General features: G+C 31.1%; 14 protein-coding genes. 6 read left to right on the top strand and 8 right to left on the bottom strand.

Features of this window, described 5'->3' with window-relative positions:
- Positions 1 to 148 precede the first annotated feature (148 nt).
- Both GVY01_RS10160 and GVY01_RS10155 read left to right on the top strand, forming a co-directional pair.
- On the top strand, positions 149 to 1324 hold the full coding sequence (locus GVY01_RS10160; protein WP_017637256.1) for an MFS transporter: 1176 nt from the start codon (positions 149 to 151) through the stop codon (positions 1322 to 1324).
- Between the two features lie 162 nt (positions 1325 to 1486).
- Positions 1487 to 2173 (top strand): flavin reductase family protein, encoded by a 687-nt coding sequence (locus tag GVY01_RS10155; RefSeq protein WP_017637255.1) that lies wholly within the window; start codon positions 1487 to 1489, stop codon positions 2171 to 2173.
- A gap of 50 nt (positions 2174 to 2223) precedes the next feature.
- Here GVY01_RS10155 and GVY01_RS10150 read toward each other — a convergent pair whose 3' ends face one another.
- From GVY01_RS10150 to GVY01_RS10125, 6 genes are all read right to left on the bottom strand, one after another.
- Positions 2224 to 3417: an MFS transporter gene (locus tag GVY01_RS10150; RefSeq protein ID WP_017637254.1), complete on the bottom strand. Its 1194-nt coding sequence runs from the start codon at positions 3415 to 3417 to the stop codon at positions 2224 to 2226.
- Positions 3418 to 3504: 87 nt separating this feature from the next.
- Positions 3505 to 4062, bottom strand: coding sequence for a TetR/AcrR family transcriptional regulator (locus GVY01_RS10145; protein WP_017637253.1), 558 nt, complete (start codon positions 4060 to 4062; stop codon positions 3505 to 3507).
- Positions 4063 to 4113: 51 nt separating this feature from the next.
- Positions 4114 to 4704, bottom strand: coding sequence for a TetR/AcrR family transcriptional regulator (locus GVY01_RS10140; protein WP_017637252.1), 591 nt, complete (start codon positions 4702 to 4704; stop codon positions 4114 to 4116).
- A gap of 212 nt (positions 4705 to 4916) precedes the next feature.
- Positions 4917 to 5843 carry a glycine betaine ABC transporter substrate-binding protein gene (locus GVY01_RS10135; protein ID WP_017637251.1) on the bottom strand — a complete coding sequence of 309 codons (927 nt, stop codon included), beginning with the start codon at positions 5841 to 5843 and terminating at the stop codon, positions 4917 to 4919.
- A gap of 23 nt (positions 5844 to 5866) precedes the next feature.
- Complete coding sequence (locus GVY01_RS10130) at positions 5867 to 8581, bottom strand: MMPL family transporter (protein ID WP_017637250.1); 2715 nt, start codon at positions 8579 to 8581, stop codon at positions 5867 to 5869.
- 479 nt (positions 8582 to 9060) lie between these two features.
- Entirely contained in the window at positions 9061 to 9489 is a 429-nt protein-coding gene (locus GVY01_RS10125; RefSeq protein ID WP_017637249.1) for an organic hydroperoxide resistance protein, read from the bottom strand.
- 230 nt (positions 9490 to 9719) lie between these two features.
- Between GVY01_RS10125 and GVY01_RS10120 the strand changes: the two genes are divergently transcribed.
- Positions 9720 to 11735 carry a hypothetical protein gene (locus GVY01_RS10120; RefSeq protein WP_017637248.1) on the top strand — a complete coding sequence of 672 codons (2016 nt, stop codon included), beginning with the start codon at positions 9720 to 9722 and terminating at the stop codon, positions 11733 to 11735.
- Between the two features lie 63 nt (positions 11736 to 11798).
- On the opposite strand, the gene GVY01_RS10115 is transcribed toward GVY01_RS10120, so the two are convergent.
- Positions 11799 to 13856: an amidase domain-containing protein gene (locus tag GVY01_RS10115; protein ID WP_017637247.1), complete on the bottom strand. Its 2058-nt coding sequence runs from the start codon at positions 13854 to 13856 to the stop codon at positions 11799 to 11801.
- A gap of 252 nt (positions 13857 to 14108) precedes the next feature.
- Here GVY01_RS10115 and GVY01_RS10110 point away from each other — a divergent pair, with 252 nt between their 5' ends.
- The gene (locus tag GVY01_RS10110; RefSeq protein ID WP_017637246.1) at positions 14109 to 16970 is read left to right on the top strand and encodes a YhgE/Pip domain-containing protein; all 2862 of its coding nucleotides are present in this window, start codon (positions 14109 to 14111) and stop codon (positions 16968 to 16970) included.
- Positions 16971 to 17256: 286 nt separating this feature from the next.
- Here the strand turns inward: GVY01_RS10110 and GVY01_RS10105 are convergent, their stop codons facing one another.
- Positions 17257 to 17787 carry a hypothetical protein gene (locus tag GVY01_RS10105; protein ID WP_236549871.1) on the bottom strand — a complete coding sequence of 177 codons (531 nt, stop codon included), beginning with the start codon at positions 17785 to 17787 and terminating at the stop codon, positions 17257 to 17259.
- Between the two features lie 131 nt (positions 17788 to 17918).
- On the opposite strand from GVY01_RS10105, the gene GVY01_RS10100 reads away from it, so the two are divergent.
- On the top strand, positions 17919 to 19154 hold the full coding sequence (locus GVY01_RS10100; protein ID WP_108017280.1) for an ArgE/DapE family deacylase: 1236 nt from the start codon (positions 17919 to 17921) through the stop codon (positions 19152 to 19154).
- A gap of 160 nt (positions 19155 to 19314) precedes the next feature.
- A complete protein-coding gene (gene isaB / locus GVY01_RS10095) occupies positions 19315 to 19878 on the top strand; it encodes an immunodominant staphylococcal antigen IsaB family protein (RefSeq protein ID WP_017637243.1) in 564 nt (187 codons plus the stop codon).
- Positions 19879 to 20016: the final 138 nt, after the last annotated feature.

Below are 20016 nucleotides of genomic sequence, written 5' to 3'. Positions count from 1 at the left end.
ATGAGCAAATTACAGCGTATATCAACGTGGCATTTAATTTGCTATAAATTTTAAATTTTTTGCAAATTAAATAGGTTCTTTAGTTTTATGAGTTAAAGTGTAATAATAGGTAACGTTAATAAAAAATAGGAAGGGAGTATAAAGATAAATGGAAGAACAACGTCATTATAATCTTATAACTACAATTCTCTTTTTCTCAGGAATTATCGTTATGGGAAGTTTATATACTGCACTTCCGCTTACTGCAGCATTTGCTCATTCATTTCATATTCCACAATCTGTTGCTACTTTAAATGGTGTTATTTTCTCTATTATGTATTCAATTAGCTGTCTATTTTATGGAACCATTTCTGATAAATACGGGAGAATTAAAACAATATTAATAGGATTAAGTGGTTTGACATTGATTTGCTTTATTATTGGCTTTGTAAATTCATTTACATTATTACTTGTTATGCGTGCGTTACAAGGAATATTTGCCGCTGCATTTTCTCCAGTAGCTATTACTTATACCACAGAAACTTACCCTGCTAAAAAGAGAGTTACAGCAATTAGCTTTATTAGTACAAGTTTTATGTTATCTGGTGTGTTAGGACAAAATTTAAGTGAAATGATAGTTCATCATTTAAATTGGCATTGGGTGTATTTTACTTTAACAGTATTATATTTGTTATTGGTATTTGTTATTTATCAATTTGTACCTGAAAGTCCTCGCAGAAATACTGATGTTAAATTACTTAAATTTTTTAATAACTTCAAAGACTTTCGAGATAATTTAAAAGTTATTTACTGTTTATTCATTTCATTTACTTTATTGATTATGTTTATTAGTATGTACGCTATTTTAAATTTATATATACTATCTGATAAATTGAATGGTGACATTTCAACAGCATCATTAGTAAAACTATTTGGTGTTATTGGTATGTTGCTATCATTATTAGCTGGACGTTTGAGCGGTCGCATAGGTATCAAACGATTGATCTCATTAGCTTTATTAACAAGTACAATTTCACTTTTAGTTATGGGAATGACTACTAACATTATTTGCATAACTATTTTTAGCGTTACGTTTGTAGCTGGTATTGCCTTTGCAATCCCTTCAGTCATTTCAAAAGTAGGAATTACAGTTAATCGTAATCAAGGATTCTTTTTATCTGTAAATACAGTGATATTATTTATGGGAACAGCCATTGCTCCAATAATAATGATTTATATTGGTGAGATGTCTAGTTACTTTATGATGTTTGCTTCAATCGCTTGTATAGGTTTTGTTGCATTTATCGTATCGTTATTTATGCCTAGTAATGCTAACGCTTATTAAATAAAAGTTAAAGGAATATTGTTAGATTAATAGTTATTAATTATTTTTAAACGATTTATTTATAGCATGTGACTATAAGTAAATCGTTTTTTAGTATTAGAATTATCAATGAAGTTATTGTATGATTGAAGAAATATAAATATTTAATAGGGGTGAGGAACAATGAATTATTCACCAAAGCAAGGCACTAAATCTCATGGATTACCACATGATCCATTTAAAAGTAGTACAGTACCAAGACCTATAGGATGGATATCAACTGTTTCTAAGGATGGTAAAGATAATTTAGCACCTTATAGTCAATATCAGAATCTAACATGGGACCCGCCAATGGTTATGTTTGCCGCTAATCAATCTGTTTTAGGAGACCACGAACGTAAAGATACAGTGAAAAATGCAGAAGAAACAGGTTGGTTTGTTTGGAATATGGCGACTTATGATTTAAGAGAAGCTGTTAATTTATCATCCAAAGCATTAGCACCCGAAGAAGATGAATTTGAATATGCTGGTGTGACTAAAGAAGAATGTATTGAAGCACCTGGATATAGAGTTAAGGAATCTCCTGTTCATTTTGAATGTGAATATGTTCAAACTATTCGTATACCAACTGGTGACCCGGTATCTACAGTGGATATTGTAATTGGTCGTGTTGCTCAAGTTCATATCGATGATAAAGTGATTACTGAAGATGGAAAGCTAGATATACCTTCAATTCGTCCAATTGCACGTTTAGGATATTATGATTACACTGTTGTAGATAAAGTGTTTGAGATGAAAGCACCACATGCATCTAAAGAAGAATTAGCAGGACTAGAAGGAAGAAATTTCGATAATAAAAATGAAGATTAATATAAATAAAGAAAGCTCCTCAATTCGCTTTGAGGAGCTTTCTTTTATATCTATAGTAAATCTTTATTTGCTTTTTGTAGTTTAGTATATTCATCGTCGATATTAACTTTCGGAGGTTTAACTTCAACTTTTGGATAGATTAAGATTGGTGTTAAACCAATAATGCCATATATTACAAAGGTGAATGTATAACCTAATTCTTCTACAATAGGGCCTGCTAAAACAGAACCAATGACTTGTCCTACTGCTAACATTAAAAATGGAATTCCTATACCAAGAGAAGCGTTTTTAACGAACAATTTAACTCCCCAAACAAGCAATACACCTGTAATAAATATATAACTTGCTCCAAAAAGTAAAGAAGCTAGGAAAGGTACTATCCAAATAAAAGGTGTTAATGCCAGTAGAATAGATGCAGCTGCCATTAAAATGACACCTAAAAAATATGAGAACTTAAGTCCGTATTGATCAATCATTCGACCGGAAATACCGCCTAATACACCAGCTACACCAATAAGTATCCAAAATATAGATAAAGCGATAGGCGAGTAGTGATCAGTATTTTGAACATATGATTTTGAAAAGGTCCAATATGGTGCAGTTGAAATACCTAATATTGTAGATGCAAAGATAATTCTTTTACTGGCACTTATATCTAGAATATTAAGAGAACCTGGATTTATGTTTATGTTGTGTTTTAAAGACGGAATAATAAAGAAGTTCCATACGGTAATTAAAATGGCGATAATACCATAAATTAAATATACTGAACGCCAATCTATAAAAACTAACATAGCAGTTATTCCAGTAAACACTAAACCTATACTCGTACCTGAATTAATCCATGTGTTAGCTTTACCTTGTTGTTCCCATTTAATCCATAATGAAATAGCATAACCATAAGGTGGAGAGATAAGGCCCGAACTCGCTCCAGCAAATATAACACCTAAAGAAAGCGTCAATGCATTGGAGGCTATGCTAATGGTGATTAAACCTAAAATAACTAATAAGCTAGCTAACATAATCATATATTTAGGACCAGTTTTTGCAGTTCTTAACGTAGCATAGATGATGGTAAAACAATAAGATAAATAAAATAAAGATGATATAATTCCAGCACTTGAAGCGCTTAAATGTAAATCTTTAGAAATATCAGGGAGAAATAGGCCAAAACTAAATCTACCTAAACCATAGATTGTAGCAATCATGGCAATACCTGGAAATACAAGTTTATAGAAATTCATTATATGATCACTCCCTCTTTTATATAGAACGTTCATTCTATTTTAGGTTGAAATTAAAGAGATTGATGAAAACATCAATCTCAAATATTAATTGTATTTGGTTGCTTCATCTATAAATAGATGTGCAATATAACGTGCATGCTTTGTCGCTTCATCTACACCTAATAGTGTTGTCATAGAAGTTGTACCTTCCATAAGTAAAGTATATCTAATCGCTAAATCACGACCATTTTTAAAGTTAGATCGAGTAGCTAAATTTTCAAGAAAGTTTAAAAGACGCTCTTTATGACCACGAGCGATAGATTCTATATTACTATCACTGTCACTATAATCTTCGATAGCTCTCATAAACATATCTCCAGTATAAGAATAGTCTTCTAACCATTTACAATGTGCATCAACAGCTGAAATAAAAGGTTGATGAGGAGATTGATTAACACCATCTTCTAAATAATGCCAATAACGTGATTCACGTTGTTTAAGGACAGCTTCTACTAATTTTTCTTTTGAATCAAAATGATTATAAAGTGTCATTGTGGCTACATTAGCTTCTTGAATAATTTGTTTGAGACCAACACCATGGAAACCGTGTTGATAAAATAATCGTTCAGCTACTTCTAATAAATCTTGTTTCTTCTTGGACATCTTCATCACTCATTAAAAATAGAATAGTCATTCTAGTTAAAGTTAACACTGTCAATTTTGGTTGTCAAATTGTGTTTGTCTGCTATAACAAGAGGGGATATTGATATCCAAACTATCATATAAAGCTTCTAAAATTTCATCAGCTGAATAACTATAGTCATTTTCAACCCACCGACGAATAATTTCTATTAAACCACTACTATAAAAATCAGCAATTAATTGTGGGAATTTACTATTATTAATTTTATTAGAAAGAGGGTCATTATTGTTTTGTGCTTCTTCAATCATTTTTTCACTACCATATCGAGTGAACAGACGAAATACATCTTCTTGTCTTGAAGCTACTAATAAATTTTTAAAAACGCGTTTGTTACTATCAATAAAATGGATAAACAGTTCGAACGCATCTGTTGAAGCATTATGGCCATCATACTTCACTACTTCTTCTTCCATTAAGAATTCTGTAAGTGGTAGAAGTAGATCATATTTATCTTGAAAATATCGATAAAATGTACTTCTGTTAATTTCGGCTGCTTCACAAATCTTTTGTACAGTAATTTCATCAAAATGATTATGGTGTAACAATTCAAAGGCAGTTTGATTAATATGTTTAATCATGCGTTTTTGTGTTGATGTTGGCATAACTATGACTCCTCAAGTAATAATGTTAATTAATAATAACAATGTTTATTTAGTAATGTATCACGAATAATTTTATCTTACCAAATATAAATGGTTTTTACATAAACTAAACAATTATCTTCAATTAAATACACAAAAAAGGACTTGAGAATGTCTTCATTCTCAAGTCCTTTACATGATTGTTACTCGGAGTTATTAAGTCGTAGCTAGGATTAGTGGTCGATGCCTTCTAACCATTCGTCTACTTTATTGTCGTGGTCATCCACATAATCTTTTGCAACTTGTTCTGGATTTTTTTGGTCTTTGAAGATTTTCTTAGCTAATTGATCTTCATCTTTTTTGCTCCAGTCGTCTGACATGCGTGTTGCAATTGTATACGCAGCTGGATGATTTTCTTTAAATTCTTTGTTGAATACTAAATTGATATGTTGATCTTCTTTACCATAGATTTTATCTGGATCTTTTAACATTTTTACATCTAATTCTTTAGAGAACCAACTTGAATCCATTGCTGTAAATAGGATTGGTTGTTGTTGTTTATAAGCTTTTTGAATCGCTTTAAATTGATCTTGGTCTGAAGATTCTTTAAGACTATAGCCGTCTAAATTATCTTCATCTAATTCACTTTTAGTTTGTTTCATAACGCCATTTCTTGCGTCAGTACCTTGAATGTCTTTATCGAATTTTTTACTGTCTTTAAGATCAGCAATAGAATCGATATCTTGTTCGTATTTTGGTACGGCCAAGCCAACTTTAACGTCATCTACAAGATTTTCTTTGTCATAAACTGATAATTTACTTTTGAATTTATTATAATAGCTTTTATCTGTAGATGGGAAAATACCTGATGCATGGAATGAATCCGGATTTTCAGCTACAGAAGCATATAACGGGCCACTTGCTTGAACAGGTGTTGTTGTTACATCATAACCAGCTTTCTTTAAAACTTCAGCAATGACTAATGTACGTGGTGCAGAGTTATCGCTAGCAACGTAAGGTAATTCGATTTCTTTATTACCAAGTGATGTGCCTTTTTCTTTTGATGAACTTCCGCCACCGTTACCACATGCACTTAGCACAATGGCTAAGACAATAGTGGCAAATAGGCCTAAAAGTTTTAAACTTCTTGTTTTAAACATTCAGCATTTCCTCCTATTAAAAATTAATATCTATCTCTATCGTTATTACGGTGAGTGTCGTCATGAGATTGTTGATCAGAGTGATGATTATATTGATTATAAACATCGTGATCATTTTCTCTTGCATATAACATTAGAGCATGGAATAACACATCTTGACCATTTGATTTACTTGATAAATCTTTAAATAATTCAGTCGTACGTACTTCATTGCTTTGTTGATTTGATTGAGAACGACGTGCGTACGAAGTGTTATGGTTATCATAATTATTTGGACTATCGTAGTGTCTGTAATCATCATTTCTGCGATTACCAACATATTGTCCATTTCCTTCTTTGTTATATAAAGATTCATAATCTACATCATCATTAGGTTCGTTTGAAGAAAGTCGAGATAAGTGCGATTCACTAGTATATGTTGAGTGATCACGATTGTCGTTATAATGTTGTCCATTTTCATTATGGAAACGACGTTGCTCATCTGAACGATATTGGTTGCTTACGCTATTTCTATCTTCTCTTTGACGACGGTCATCGGCATAAGCATTATAATTATCTTCATTATAATGTGCTTGAGAATTAGCTCTATTTGAATCTTGTTCTAATGCTTTACCTTCGATATCTAATTCAGGGAGGATGTTACGCAACCATTTAGGCATGTACCATGAAGCTTTACCGAATAATTTTGTTAATGCTGGAATTAATGTCATTCGTACTACAAATGCATCAAATAAAACACCGAATGCTAGAGAAATACCCATTGATTTAATTGCCATATCATCTTGGAAAACGAAAGCAATAAACACACTGAACATAATCAATGCTGCAGCAACAATAACTGGGCCACTTTCTTTAATACCTACTCTAATAGAGTGGTCGTTATCGCCAGTCTTACTATATTCTTCATGAACACGTGTCATTAAGAATAATTCATAGTCGATAGCTAAACCGAAGAGTAAGCCTATTGTTATAACAGGTAAGAAGGCTAATATTGGTCCAGTGTTTTCGACACCGAATAAGCCACCTAAGAAACCATCTTGCATTACTAAAGTTGTGAAACCTAATGTAGCCATTAATGAAAGTACGAAACCAAGTACTGCTTTTAATGGTACAAGGATTGAACGGAAGACAAATACTAATAATACAAAGGCTAATAATACGATAACGCCTGCAAATACTGGAATAGCGTTGTTAAGTTTTTCTGACATATCAATGTTAATAACACTCTGACCTGTTATTTCAGAATTGAAATCGTATTTTTCTTTAGCATCTTTATTGTAATCACGTAAATCATAAACTAAATCGTTTGTAGATTTAGCGTTAGGACCATCTTCTGGAATAACTTGGATAAGTGCATAATGATTATTATCATTTAATTGTGGTTTTTCCACAGTATCTACATTATCCATGTCTTTAATATCTTTTCTCATGCTGTTTAAATCAGATTCGATAGATTTTTTGCTACCGCCATCTTTAGTGTTAACAAGCATTGCAATTTGTCCATTATAGCCTGCACCAAAGTTATCTGTGATTAAGTTGTAAGCTTTATGTGCTGATGAATCATTAGCTTTAAGACTATCATCTGGGATACCTAATCTCATTCCGGATACAGGTATGATAGCGATAATTAAAATGATTAAACTAATAATAATTGCAATTATAGGTTTACCAACTACGAAATTTGCCCATTTATGATCTTTAGGGTCTTTATTATTTTCTGGTTTGTTTTTAATTTTAATTTGTTTATGGAATACACTAATTAATGCAGGTAATAGTGTTAAGGCTGCTAATACAGCAAATAAAACACTAAGTGCAGAAGAGAATCCCATAACTGCTAAGAAGTCAATACCTACTAATGATAATCCACAGACAGCAATCATTACTGTTAATCCGGCAAAGATAACGGCGCTTCCGGCTGTTCCAACTGCTAAAGCGATGGATTCAACAGGAGGTGTACCTTTTTTCCTAATTTCTTTATATCTAAATAAAATAAATAAGGAGTAGTCGATACCAACTGCCAAACCAATCATTACTGCTAGCGTCAATGTGAAGTTTGGAATGTCAAATACATTAGTTAGTAATGAAATGATTCCCACACTTGAAGCTAAACCGATTAAGGCACTTACAATCGGCATACCTGCAGCGATTAATGAGCCAAATGTAATTAATAAAATAATAAATGCTGTGATGATACCAACAAGTTCTGAATTACCACCAATTTCAGAATTCATTGAGCTTCCAGTTGTTTGTTCTATTTGAACATTGTGGTCATCTTTAACATCTTTCATTTCTCGATTGATAATTTTTTTAGAAGAATCTTGTAATGATGTTTGATTTACAACATAGTTTACTGTTGCAATAGCAGTATCTTTATCATCATTTACTTGATTTGTTTCATATGGATTACTTACATTTTGTACGTAATCATCGTCTTGTTTAATATTATCTAAAGCTTTTTCTATGTCTTTTTTAGTATTTTTATCAGTGATGCCATTCTTTTTATCAGAATGAATCACAATTTTCATCGATGCCTTCTCACTATCTTGATGGAATTCTTTAGACATTTTGTCATTTGTGTCTAATGATTTAAGTCCATTCATAGTGATATCACTATCGAATTTTGGGGAGCTTATCAATAGTGGTGTGATAATTACGCCAAGAATGATAAGCCATGAAATAATGCTTAACCATTTGTGCTCAGCGATAAATTTGCCTAATTTGTATAAAAGTTTTGCCAAGACATTTCCTCCTATTTGTTTTTTTATTAGTAAACTTATGTCGTACATATGAAGTTAAGTTCAATTTAATTGAGTGAAATCTATGGTGTGTAAAAGTTACATTTATCAATTTAACAAGATTCAACTATATGAAACACCATTAATTTTTTTAAGTCGTTGAAAAATGAAACAGATTGCAAAAATTGTTGGAAAATTAATTGATAATGTTAGCTGTAACGTTGTTGTTCTTATTGAATGGGGAATTAATTATAGAGCTTGTTGTACCTTATTCCCTTAATTTATATAAATAATTAGTAAAATAGGATGTTTTTGAATATAACTGTTGAAAATTGGGATAGGGATGTACTTGTTTACCATTATATTTTGAATAGGATCATAAAATATTAAAAAAAGTGGGGAGAAACATTCATTCTCCACCACTTTCAAGATATTTAATATATATTAATGAAATCATAGGGGTAATTAAAAATTATCTACTATTATTGAGCAATTGCTTTTAACGAAACATCAATATTTCCACGTGTTGCTTTAGAATATGGGCAGAATTGATGAGCTTGTTCAACATATTGTTCTGCTTCTTCTTGAGATACATTCTCTAAAGTAACTTGAATGTCTGCAGCTAATTTAAAACCGTTATCCGTAGAATCTTTAACTAATTCAATAGTTATTTCTACTTCAGGATTTGCATCGTTGACTTTGTTACGAGATAGAATTAAAGACAAAGCACTGTTAAAACAAGCACTATATCCTGCAGCGAATAATTGTTCAGGGTTAGTGTCGTTACCGCCTTGACCACCCATTTCTTTAGGCGTCGCTAAATTTTGTACGAAAGTATTGTCCGGGCTAAATACACGACCATCTCGACCACCATTACTAATAATAGTAGTAGAATAAATTGACTCTGCCATCTGAAAAACTCCTTTTAAATTTAATTAAGTTAAATTATATACAAAAACCAATTAATTTAGCTTGGTTGAATTATAAAGCTATATACATAGAAATACAACGTATTTGTTTGATAAAATTTATAAGGATATCAAATACCTTCTATTTAAAATGTAAAGTGTAATTTTATAGGAGTTTGTTATATAATAAAAACAAATTTAAAATTGCTAATCGGCTAAAGGAGATTGAAAACATGAAAGATAAACAAACAAATAAATTCAGCATATGTTTGAAACTATCTTGTTCAGCGCTTTTAATCAGTGGCTCAATGATTGGATATGGTTTTACAAATAATATGAAAGTCCAAGCAAAGGATTCATCATCTTATAGCACACTTGAATCGAAAGAAGAAAGTTTGCAAGATCAAATCAAAAAAGCTAAACATGACATTAAACAACTCAGCCATTTGAATGAAGAAAAACAGCAAGATTATCTAGAACAATTGGATGACGTGACTGATAATACTAATTTGGACAAAATTATTAAAAATGCTAAGCAAGAAGATACAAAAATAAAAACAATAAAGAAACAGACTGCTAAGAGTACTGAGAATGAAAAATCAAATTCACAAGTAAATCATTCCAGTAATACTGATGATAATAAAGATGTGACAGAGAATTTAGACAAAATGTTAAAGGATTTAGACATTTCATCCTCGAAAGTTGATAATAGTCAACTAAGTGAAGGAGATTCCTATTCCGATAATGATAAAGATGTGACCGAGGAACAAAATCAACAACTTGATAAAACGAATTCAGATGATAAAAAGGGCAATATCATCGATGATTTGGATAAAATCAAACAAGATGCAACAATAAATGGCGAAGAAGATAACAACAATGATCAACTGGAAAAAGTTGAACCATCAAACAATTCTAAGAAAATACAATCCAATCATAAAGAACAAACGAAGAGTAATTTGCAAAAGCAAAATAATGTTGAAGATAAAGAAAATCAAACATCATCTCAAGTTCAACAATTAATCAAAGATACAAATTCAGAGAGTACTAATAATAAAGCTAAAGATAAAGTGAATGATGTTACTAAAAAGTTAGAAGGCAGCGACAAAATTGATCATGATATTTCTAAAAAATTAGCTGAAAGTCATGCAAATAATGATCAATATTTGAAAAATAAACAAGATGCCTTAAAGCAATTAGAAAATGATGTGAATCAACAAAGTGAATTATCTTCTCAAAGTAAAAAAGAATTGAAACGAGATATTCGTCAAACTCAAAATCGTACAAATCAACAACGTGATTTAATACTTGATGAGCTCAACAACTCTAAAGACAAAAATAAATCAGTTAAAGCGATATTAAATAACGTTATGAGCCAAAATGAAGCGGATCAAGCTCTGAAAAAAATACAAACCAAAGGTCAATCAGATGAACAAATCGCTAATCAAATTGCAAAACAATTTGATAACTTATCACATACTTCATCAGATAATATTTTAAAATCAATGCTAGATCAATCTAAAGATAAGCAACAATTGATTAAACAATTACTTTCTACCCGATTAGATGACAAAGAAGCAGAACGTATCTCCAATCAATTAGCAAATGGAAATTTAAATAATCAACAAATTGTAGATCAGTTAAAACAGCAAATTAATAAACAAGGGAACGTCACTGCAGATGATATTTTAAATGATGTATTAAATAATGCTAAAGATAAAAGACAAGCCATTGAAACGATATTAGCAACTCGTATAGAACAAGGAAAAGCCAAAGTGTTGGCAGATATCATTAATCGTATTCAAACCGATAAAGCGAGTACGCTAGACTTAATTAAATCTGCAATTAACGGTAAAGCAAATGACTTATTACAATTACAGCATAAAGTAGATAGTGCTAAGAAAGATTTAGATTACATTATATCTCCTATTAAAGATAGACCAAGTATCTTTGATAGAATTAATCAGCGTTCCAATAATGACTCAAGCTTATTGGATCAATTAAATTCAGGACGTAGTTTATTGGATGGAATTGAAGATATACCAACACCTACACCAGAAAAGGGATTGACACTAGGTTCTGGAGATGGTCTGTTAGAAGGGTTATTTAATGATGACGGTAATCTATCATTACCAGAAGCAGGACAAACAATTAAACAACACTGGATGCCAATTTCAATTGTTGTTGCATTATTCGGGGCAAGTCTTATTTGGATAAGCAGACATAAACGAAAACATCATCAACAGTAACATCAAAATAAAAATGGACGAGGCAAATTTAGTATTGTCTCGTCCATTATTTATAGTTTGAAATTATTTACCAGTAATATAATCAAGTTGTGAAGCGTCACTCGCATCAATTGTTCTATATGAAATGACTCCTAATCCTTTAACATTAGATTCTGAAATAATAATTGAACCATCTGAATTAACTTTTTCTACAAATGCAACATGGCCATATTGCGTGTCTGCACCTAATTGACCAGCTTCAAAAACAACAGCAGTGTGCTTTTTAGGTGTTGATGATACATGATAGCCTTCTTTTTCTGCACGGTTATTCCAATTATGAGCATCTCCCATATTACTGTGGATATATTCATTAAATTGTTTCATACGTTGGTCAACATACCAAGTACACTGACCTTGAGGATAGCCAGCGCTACCTTGACTTTCTTCGAATGGTTTGAAACTGGATTGTGATTGATCGTCATTTTTAATAGAATGGTTATATTTATCTAAACTTGGCATTTTTTTCTTATCAAAATCAGTTAAATGATAATGTTTAATAATACTATTTAATTTTTTAGCATAATTTGGATCAGTGGCATACGTACGTGATAAGTGTGACGTTGCTGACTGATATGTAGATGCCTTACTTTTCCATGTTGGTTGATAAATTGTTGGATTACCATCGATACCATCTTTAATTAAAGTAGCGTAATCTTCTAATGAAGCTTTGGTATTAGGATATTTACGGAATCCAGCTGTTATATTATACATATTATTTGAGCTATCAGCTTCTAATGTGTTAAATGAAACAGATTGACCATGATAATCGCCTTTAATTCCAAATAAATTGAAGTTAGGTTTTTGAGCAAGCGTACTGTTACCTGAGTCAGATTCTAGGATTGCTTGTGCCATCATAACTGAAGCATAAATATCTTCTTTTTGTCCTATTTGATGAGCGTCTTTGGCGATAGATTTTATAAAGTCTCTTGTGTTTTTACTATCTACAATATTGATATCTCCATCTGTTAAATGACCATCTTGTAATGTTGGTAATTGTTGGAATAGACCAGTTGAACGTGTATTAGACTTTTTAAAATCACTCTCAAATGATTGTGCTGGTTTCGTTTTGTGTTTTAATTCGTCAGGTGTTGGTAATTGAGGGTTCTTGATATCTTGTTGTGTATCGTCATTGTGTTTTTCTTCTGAATGATTCTCATTGCGAGTTTTTTTATTTTTAGAAGATTGGTATTGATTTTGTGTCTTCTTTGCATCTTCACTATATTCATCTAAAATAGAATCAATCGCAGAATCTGAGATACTTTGATTTGATGAATCAGTATTATCGTCATTTTTAGTATTAGATTGACTTGAATGGCTCGTGTTTGAGCTTTGAGATGCATCATCATTTGTTTCTTGTGTTGCATTATGAGAATCATTGTTATCATGATCTGTTTGATCATCATTTGATGTAGTTTGATCGTTTTGATTATTGTCATCTTGTTCTAAATTGTTATTAGATGATGCGTTATCTAAATTACTTTTACTTTCGTCACTCGTTACATCATCGTTAGTATCTTGATCATCGGAATTTTGATTATCTTTCTCTTCATCGCGAGTTGGTTGTTCATAGTCTGAAATATCAGTGTCAAAATGAAATAGATTTTGAATTAATGTCGTTAAACTAAAACTATTGTCATATTTATCTGGTGACCACAAACGATTGAAATCAGATTGTGAAGAAGATAATCCATCATAAAATTGATTGATAACATTAGTTGGCTGATGGGATTTTTTATAATTATCATCAGTGACAGATGTTTGTGTAGAATGATGTGATGAATGATTCTCTTCTTTTGATTGATTATTTTTAGAATCATGACGTGAAGATTTATTTTTAGCTTCTTTATCACTTTGAGAGGTATCATGATCTTTGTCTTTATCTTCTTCGTCATTATTATCATTTGTTGATGAAGTAACTTGACCACTCTTTTTATCAGCATTACTTTGAGATTGAGTGCGTTGTGAAGATGATGAATGTGTAGGTGTTTGATCATCTTCAGCATGGGCTATGGGTGCTGTTGTTAGAGATGGCACGATTAAAGTAGTTGAAAGTAAATAAATTAAGAATTTGTCTTTAGACATCTATATTAAGCTCCCTTGAAAATTTAAATATTATTGTGCTATATACCTTGAATTTGATATAATTTAATTTATGGCATTTATAGTTGATACATATCAACGAATTATAATAACCTAACAAAATGTATTATACTAACCTTTATAAGAAAAATAAATTGTTTTTAGAAAAATGTAAAATAACATTTGATAAAATGAGTATAAAGACTGTGACAAAATAGGTAGAAAAGTTAATAAATTGTTTTTAGGAGTGTGACAATGAAAAACGCACTGAAACTGTTTAAAACGGATTTAAAGAAAATTGCTAAGACACCGGCAGTTTGGGTGATTTTAGCAGGTTTAGCTATATTACCTTCATTTTATGCTTGGTTTAACTTGTGGGCAATGTGGGATCCGTATGGTAATACTGGACATATTAAAGTGGCAATTGTTAATGAAGATAAAGGTGACAAAGTAAGAGGAAAAGAAATTAACGTCGGTAACAAAATGGTACAAACGCTTAAGAAAAATGATAGCTTTGATTGGCAATTTGTAAGTCGAGAAAAAGCTGATCATGAAATAAAAATGGGGAAATACTATGCAGGCATATACATACCAAGTAAGTTTACACACCAAATTACAGGTACTTTAAGAAAGCATCCTGAAAAGGCGGATGTTGATTTCAAAGTTAATCAAAAAATTAATGCTGTAGCTGCAAAACTAACAGATACAGGTTCTTCGATGGTAGTAGAAAAAGCCAATGAACAATTTAACCAAACTGTGACCAAAGCGTTACTTGCAGAAGCAAATAAAGTAGGATTGAAAATTGAAGACGAAGTACCTACAATTAATAAAATTAAAAATGCAGTGTACGCAGCTAATAAATCATTACCAGAAATAAATAAATTTAAAGATAAAATTATCTACTTAAATGACCATCAGGATGACCTTGATCAATATGCGAATCAATTTAGAAATCTTGGTAATTATAAAGGTGATATTTTAGATGCACAAGAAAAACTCAATCAAGTCAATGCATCAATTCCTGCATTAAACGAAAGGGCAAAATTAATTTTAGCTTTAAATAATTATATGCCTAACATTGAACGCGTCTTGAATGTTGCAGCGAATGATGTACCAGCACAATTCCCTAAAATAAATAAAGGGGTATCTATTGCAGGACAAGGTATTGATGAAGCAAACGATCAATTGACTGATGCTAAAGGATTTTTAACTCAAGTTCAAAATAGAGTTGGTGATTACCAAGACGCAGCTGGACGAGCACAAAATGCTAATAATAATGTGAACCAAGACTTACGACAACAAACTAATACAAGTCAACAGAGTGCACATGGTAAACAGCATGATGAAGGACATAGTTATAATTCAAATATTAAAACGAAATCATTGAGTACATCTGGTAATAATGAAAATAGTAATTCTAATGAGTTTGTTACTTCAAATGATGTGAAATCAATGAATACTGCATTGACTGAATCGTTATTATCACTATCCAATATGAGTGATGTACAAGCAAACGCATCACAAAAAGATATGGATGCGCTGAAAAATGTATCTTATGGTATTTTGTCATCAGATAAGCCATCTGAGTTTAAAGAACCATTAGATAATATTAAATCAAGATTAGAAAATGCTACAAAATATAATCAACAATTTATCGATATCTTATCAGAACTTGAGAAAAATGAAGATGTTGATTTGTCTAAAGAAATTAAACAAATTAAATCTGCAAACAATCAATTGAACAAACAATTAAGAACTACAAATCAATTAATCGATGCATTATCAAATGGAAGTTCTGGTAAAGCAGAAGCGGTTAATGTATTAAAAAATATCAAAGATACAAACAGTGCATTAAGTCAATTCCGTACGTATATTAAGAAGGAATTAAACCAAAACTTATTAAATATCTCAAATGACATTACTGCACAATTATCTGAAGGACAACAAACATTATCAAATGTACAATCTAAATTAAATTCAATTAATCAAGTGATTAATTCAGGTCAAAGTATTTTAAATAGCGGTCAAAAACGAATTGAGCGTATTCAAACAGCATTACCTAGCATAGAACAAGCTTATATCAATGCCATGAAAACAGCACAAGCATACTTCCCAACCGTGAAGAAAGACGTTGGTAAGGCCGCAGATTTTGTTAGAAACGACTTACCTGGATTAGAACAACGCCTAGCTAATGCAACACAATCAGTAAATGATAATTTACCATCATTGTTCAGTAGATATGATAATGCAGTTAATCTACTAGATAAAAATCAACCTAGAGCTAAAGAGGCATTGTCTAATTTAGCCGACTTCTCTGAAAATAAATTACCAGGCGTTGAAAAAGACTTGAAAAAAGCAAATAAAATTTTCAAGCAATTGGATAAAGATGACGCTGTTGATAATTTAATCGATACTCTAAAAAATGATTTGAAAAAACAAGCTGATGTCATTGCTCATCCAATTAATAAAAAGACAACAGATGTCTTCCCAGTTAAAGATTATGGATCAGGAATGACGCCATTCTACACTGCATTATCTATATGGGTAGGTGGGTTATTGATGGTGAGTTTATTATCAGTAGACAATAAACATGAATCATTGAAACCGATACTCACACCACGCGAAATTTTCATGGGCAAAGCAGGCTTTTTCTTCTTATTAGGTATTGTTCAATCATTAATTGTATCTATAGGAGATTTGGTAATATTAAAAGCAGCTGTTGAATCACCATTATTATTCGTAACGATAGCAGTGTTCTGCTCGTTAGTATTTAACTCAATTATCTATACATGTGTATCGTTATTAGGAAATCCAGGTAAAGCAATTGCCATTATTTTCTTAGTATTACAAATTGCAGGCGGTGGCGGAACGTTCCCAATTCAAACAACGCCTAAATTCTTCCAAACGATATCACCGTACTTGCCATTTACTTACGCTATTGACGCTTTACGTGAAACAGTAGGAGGTATTGTGCCTGAAATTTTAATTACAAAAGTGATTATTTTAGCAGCATTTGGATTAGCGTTTATAATTATAGGTGTAGTACTTAAACCGATTACTGATCCTCTAATGAGAAAAGTCTCAGCTAAAGTTGATGAAAGTAATGTAACCGAATAATAACAATTAGATTCTAGCACTTAAGACAGTTAATTAATGTCTTGGTGCTAGAATTTTTTTTGTGATTTTCTTAAGAGAAGTTACTTGCACACAAAATCATTTTTAAATAATATTATAATATATTAATATAATTCATTGATATGAAGATAATAAGTGATGATTTTGATGAAATAGTTAGCGCTAAGTGGAAAGATTGAAGTGAGATTTAATTAAAATCAAAACAAAAAAGGATTAGACATTCAGCTCATTGAGCCTGTGTGAGAATGACCTAACCCTATTTCTTATTTTATTCTGATTTGTTCTGTTTATTTGAATTACTACTGTTATTCTGCGATGAGTGATTCGCATTTTGGTTAGTAGTTTGTCCATTGTTAGCTTTAGGAGTTTCTGTACTCGTATTAGATTGATTTTGTTTCTTAGATGCTGATGGTTGTTGTGAACGAGTTGATTGATTACTACTACGTTGTGAAGATTGTGCAGGTTGTGTTGATTGTTTGGCTTGTGTTGATTGATTTTGAGACGTTTGATTATTATTTTTATTTGATTTTTGAATCGTTTGTTGACTAGCTGAACTATTAGAGCGTGTATTACTTGGTTGTTGAGACGATGAAGGCTCAGTTTGAACAGGCTCCTGCTGTTTAGTAGTTGTTTGTTTTTTATCTTTAGAGTCTTTCTTTTTATCTTTGTCTTCAGTTTGATGATTTGTTTTGTGATGTGATGATTTATTTTGATGAGTTAAAGCTGCGAAAACAGAAAATCCTAATGCTATTACAAGTGCTAAAACAACAATACTTGCTAATATTTTTTTCAAAAGCATATCCTCCATTAACTTCGATGATAATTAATTATATTATAATCAATTTTCTGAATAAGAACATATCATTTAATTATATTTTTATTGAAGAATGTTAATTGACTTCAAATATGATAGGAAAGAAAGTGAAATTTATGGCCGTATTAACTAACGAAGAAAAGGTAAAAATTTTATCAGATATTGTATCTATTCCTACAGTTAATGATAATGAATTAGAGGTAGCGTTGTATTTACAGCAATGTCTTAACAAATATAATATTGAATCTGAAATAGACAGAGTATCAGATAAACGTGCAAATCTTATTGCAACAATTGGCTCAGGAAAGCCAGTAATTGCAGTTTCAGGTCACATGGATGTTGTACATGAAGGAAATCATGAGGAATGGACATCGCCTCCATTTGAGTTAACAGAACGAGATGGCTATTTATACGGTAGGGGTGCTGCCGATATGAAATCAGGACTAGCGGCATTAGTGATAGCAATGATAGAAATTAAAGAAAGTGGCCAATTACCTAAAGGAACAATTAAATTATTAGCAACTGCTGGAGAAGAAATGGAACAAGCCGGATCAGAGCAATTATATCGTAAAGGTTATATGGATGACGTAGATGCACTAGTGATAGCTGAGCCATCATATCCAAGTATTGTATATGCACATAAGGGTTCTATGGATATTAGAATTACATCTAAAGGTCGTTCGAGCCATAGTTCAACACCGTTTATGGGAGAAAATGCGATCACACCACTGATCGAATTTATTCAAAATATTAATAAAGAATATGAAGAAATCACTCAAAATATAAAAGGTACAGCATTAAACTATGGTAATATGGTCGACCAAATGGCTAGTCAGTTACCTAGTTATGTTAGTAAAGAAGAAGTGCAAACTAGAATACAAGGTCTTGTTATGACAAATAGCATCATTAAAGGTGGCACTCAAGTAAATTCAGTTCCAGATTATGCAACTGCTGAATTTAATATTAGAACGATTCCTGAATACAATAATGAAAAAGTTAAAGCTTTATTTGAAAAATATATCAACATAGCAAATGATAAAGGAGCAAAATTAACGCACGACATATATTTAGATTTGGATCCTGTAGTGACTACTGGAGACAATCGTTTGTTTAAATTAGGACATCAGTTAGCGACAAATTACTTCAATCAATCAGAATTAGTGATTACACCAACTGTTGCAGTTACAGACGCCTCTAATTTATTGAAAGGTAAAACAGATGCTTTTCCATTTTTAATGATTGGACCAGGAAAAGGACCTCATCAAATCGATGAGTGTGTGAATAAAGCGGATTATTTAAAATTCATAGACTATTATATCCAACTGCTAACTACATATTTAGAAGAATGTTAAAAATTAATTATGTTTACAAGTGTTTTATGTTCATCAACAATTTGAATATTACAAATATGTAATAACAACTGCTTTTAATTGTATGTCTTTGACCGATAGCGTATAATTTAGGAGTCTCATTGAGAGAAATAGTAACAGATAAAGAAAGTGAGGTACTCTCATGAATAAAAAGACTAAAACAATTATTGCGTCTACATTAGCTTTTGGAACATTATTAAGTGTATCAGCGAGTGCGACGCCAGTTATAAATACTACTGCTCATGCAGCAACTACACAACAACATAATGCATATTATACTTATAAAGGTGACGCAGGCTACGATGCAAAATTCGTATTAGATAAAAACTTCAAAAATGCTATCAAAGCTCAAAATGTAACATTTAATGGTATAAAAATTGCATCAACAAATTCAACAAAAAATATTGTTAAATCAGATCAATTATTCCGCCAATATGATAAAAAAACTAAAAAGGCTTCACTAGTTGATATTCCATTGAAAAAACAATTGAAGCTAACTGATTTACAAAAATCATATGGTAAAGATTTGAAAAAAGTAAATAATGGTAAAAATAATAATACTGGTATCTATTATTACCAACCTAATAAAAAAGGTGAAACAGTATGGTTTGACTCTTCTAAAGGTAAAATTGACCGTATAGTAATTGGTTATGAAAAAACTAAAGTAGCTGTAAAAGAAGATAAAGCTATCAAAAAAATTAAATAAAATAAGATTTTTTACAGACGTCATATATTAAATGACGTCTGTTTTTTTATTGTGTTTTATAAAGAATATTCAAAGTATTTTATGAAATTCGCATTTACTTTTTTGAAAAATATAAATATTATTGGGGGAGATTATAAA

Origin of the sequence: Staphylococcus sp. 8AQ (genome assembly GCF_902506595.1) — a bacterium.
Lineage (GTDB): Bacteria > Bacillota > Bacilli > Staphylococcales > Staphylococcaceae > Staphylococcus > Staphylococcus pasteuri.
The sequence above is the reverse complement of the archived record's forward strand: the minus strand, read 5'-3'. Positions and strand labels throughout refer to the sequence as shown.

Excerpts from the sequence above, each read along its gene's own strand:
- GVY01_RS10160 (WP_017637256.1), top strand. The coding sequence starts at position 149 with ATGGAAGAACAACGTCATTATAATCTTATAACTACAATTCTCTTTTTC.
- GVY01_RS10155 (WP_017637255.1), top strand. The coding sequence starts at position 1,487 with ATGAATTATTCACCAAAGCAAGGCACTAAATCTCATGGATTACCACAT.
- GVY01_RS10150 (WP_017637254.1), bottom strand. The coding sequence starts at position 3,417 with ATGAATTTCTATAAACTTGTATTTCCAGGTATTGCCATGATTGCTACA.
- GVY01_RS10145 (WP_017637253.1), bottom strand. The coding sequence starts at position 4,062 with ATGTCCAAGAAGAAACAAGATTTATTAGAAGTAGCTGAACGATTATTT.
- GVY01_RS10140 (WP_017637252.1), bottom strand. The coding sequence starts at position 4,704 with ATGCCAACATCAACACAAAAACGCATGATTAAACATATTAATCAAACT.
- GVY01_RS10135 (WP_017637251.1), bottom strand. The coding sequence starts at position 5,843 with ATGTTTAAAACAAGAAGTTTAAAACTTTTAGGCCTATTTGCCACTATT.
- GVY01_RS10125 (WP_017637249.1), bottom strand. The coding sequence starts at position 9,489 with ATGGCAGAGTCAATTTATTCTACTACTATTATTAGTAATGGTGGTCGA.
- GVY01_RS10120 (WP_017637248.1), top strand. The coding sequence starts at position 9,720 with ATGAAAGATAAACAAACAAATAAATTCAGCATATGTTTGAAACTATCT.
- GVY01_RS10115 (WP_017637247.1), bottom strand. The coding sequence starts at position 13,856 with ATGTCTAAAGACAAATTCTTAATTTATTTACTTTCAACTACTTTAATC.
- GVY01_RS10110 (WP_017637246.1), top strand. The coding sequence starts at position 14,109 with ATGAAAAACGCACTGAAACTGTTTAAAACGGATTTAAAGAAAATTGCT.
- GVY01_RS10105 (WP_236549871.1), bottom strand. The coding sequence starts at position 17,787 with ATGCTTTTGAAAAAAATATTAGCAAGTATTGTTGTTTTAGCACTTGTA.
- GVY01_RS10100 (WP_108017280.1), top strand. The coding sequence starts at position 17,919 with ATGGCCGTATTAACTAACGAAGAAAAGGTAAAAATTTTATCAGATATT.
- isaB (WP_017637243.1), top strand. The coding sequence starts at position 19,315 with ATGAATAAAAAGACTAAAACAATTATTGCGTCTACATTAGCTTTTGGA.